We start from the raw sequence: 2,365 nt of genomic DNA, 5'->3' as shown, positions 1-2,365 counted from the left end.
TGTATTTTGCAATACAAATGTGCACAATAATGCAACGAAAAGTACAGAACTTTGCCAGCTGGGTTTTAGTGTTTCGACAACGCATGCGTGACACGATAACTGTCACCTGTAAAGTTTAGTATGTGAGCGTGATGGATGACGCGATCGACGAGTGCCGCAGTCAAGCGCGCGTCGCCAAAGATGCGATTCCATTGGCTGAACTCAAGGTTGGATGTGATGATCAGGCTCTTTCGCTCGTACCAGTCGGTGATGAGATGAAACAGAAGTTCCGCAGATTCTTTTGTGAGAGGGAGATATCCCATCTCATCTAAAATAATCATATCTGCCGACTCGAGACGAGAATGGAAGTTGCCTAGTTTTCCATCCCGCCAGGCCTTGTTAAGTTGCTCGACGAGTTCAGAGACCCGGAAGAACCTCACCTCATAACCTTTGTGACAAGCTTCTCTCCCGAGCCCGATGGCCAAATGGGTCTTTCCTGTACCCGGGGACCCTGTCAGAACGACGTTCTGTGAGTGCTCGACGAAATTCAGTGAGGTCAGTTCGTCCTTATCTAAATGCTTTGGGAAGTAGATGTGATTGCCCCAATGATAGTCGTCTAGTGACTTATTGTTGATGAATTTTGCCTTTTTGATTAACCGTTGCGCTTTCGCTTCCTCGCGGAGGCGCATTTCCATCGAGAAAAGCTCCGTGAGAAACTTTTCAGGGGATTCCGTTGGAATCGATTCATAGATTTCAGCGACATAGGCAAGGCGGAGCGATTTGCACATTTCTTTTAGGCTCATACTGCACCACCTTCTCCCCAAGGCCGATTCAGGCTATCGTACTTGCTCCAATCCACATCATAAGGATGGTCCTCAACCACGGCTGGATCGTCGTCCTCGCTCAGTAGCTCGTATAGGCGTTCATTGATCTCGAGGATTGGATAGAGTGCGAGCTTGGCTCGGATCCAGGCCAGTCTTTCCTGCCGAACGAGTAAGTTGGGTACGCCCAGGTACTCTTTGATTCTACCCGGCAGATATTCGGAATAACGGGAGTGCCCGAAGCTTCTCGGCTTCTTGTGCCAAGTGCTGATGATGTTTTCCCATGGGAGCGCACGCTTTGTCATCATGTAGGGACGTTTTTCTTCGTAGAGGATTTCTCCGTGAAGTGAGAGAATCTTCATCGAATCCCACCTTAAGATGGCGCGTACTTGCCCATGACGAGCCCCTGAAGGGATCAAGACTTTCGTCTTATCGATCGTTATTTCGCCGTACTTGTTCACCTTGAACAGTTCTTCTTTGAAGACGGGGAAGTCTTCTTGCGGCAATCGCAATAGATGTCTCTGCTCTTCTTCGAACAACTCACGGATCAGCACATGCTTTTCGTAATGCACTCTCTCCATGTCATCCCGTAGGGAAGCTGCGAGTTGCCGGTTCGTCGAATCGTAATCATGCATGACAGGGGCTGGGACAAGAAAATTGTACCGAACGTATCCTACCTTGTTCTCGACACTTCCTTTCTCGTTACCTCTGTAAGGATTACAGCTTTGAACTTGGAAGCCGTAATGTGCCATGAACTGCAGGAAAGCATCTGTATAGATCGCCTCTTCTTTTGTCGTTCGTGGTTGGATGACTGCGGCGGGGAGATTATCGATTCTGAGCTGTTGCGGTACACCACCGATTTCTTCAAAAAGCATTTTGAGTCCCGTCAAAAAGCACTCTTGGTTTTCTGCGGGCAGGGCGACAGCTGCTGTGCGGTTACTGAAGGGCAGGCTCATGACGAGGCATTTTACATCGACCGCATGACTATCTTTGACGACTTCCATCGTCCCGAAATCTACCTGTGCCTCACCCGGAGGGTGTTGCAATCGTTCTTGCCTTGTGTCGTTTTCCTCCTCGCTCGTCATATGCCAGCTCTTGATGAAATTGCAGACCGTCCGGTAAGAACCCTCGAATCCGTTCGCCACCAGCGTTTCATAAAGCTTTTTATTCGTTCGTCTTAACTTTTTCTGAAGCATTTGATCCTCGGTCAACCAATCCTCGACCATCTCGCCCCATTTCGTTCCGTACATCATGCCTCTCTTGGGGCGAATGGTTTCACTCGGCAGTTGAGCTGAATCCGCGTATTTTTTTACCGTCCTCCAGTTGAGGTCTAGATTTTTAGCGATTCGATTGATCGAATGTGATTTGTGGTTTCTCAGATATTTGATACAATTGATATCGGACATTGCTAGCATTCCTTCCATCTCCTAACGTTCTTGTGTCGCAACTTAAACGTTAGGGTGAGATTATGGTTGCTGGCAAGTCCTTTTTCTTTTCTAAAATAGGAGTGCAGAGTTGTGTACGTTTCCGTTGCACACTTCTGCACTCCTATTTTGCATTACACA

The 2,365-nt window shown here is 48.0% G+C and carries 2 protein-coding genes; both read right to left on the bottom strand.

Going from position 1 to position 2,365, the window contains the following annotated elements:
- Positions 1-65: 65 nt before the first annotated feature.
- Positions 66-782 (bottom strand): IS21-like element helper ATPase IstB, encoded by a 717-nt coding sequence (gene istB, locus KNP85_RS15600; protein ID WP_029595512.1) that lies wholly within the window; start codon positions 780-782, stop codon positions 66-68.
- Positions 779-2,215 (bottom strand): IS21 family transposase, encoded by a 1,437-nt coding sequence (istA, locus tag KNP85_RS15595; RefSeq protein WP_029595511.1) that lies wholly within the window; start codon positions 2,213-2,215, stop codon positions 779-781. Before istA ends, istB begins: the two co-directional genes overlap by 4 nt.
- Between the last annotated feature and the right edge of the window lie 150 nt (positions 2,216-2,365).

Origin of the sequence: Exiguobacterium sp. s194, from assembly GCF_018618275.1 — a bacterium.
Classification (GTDB): Bacteria; Bacillota; Bacilli; order Exiguobacteriales; family Exiguobacteriaceae; genus Exiguobacterium; species Exiguobacterium chiriqhucha.
Note: the sequence above shows the minus strand (reverse complement) of the source record. Positions and strands in the feature narration are given on the sequence as shown.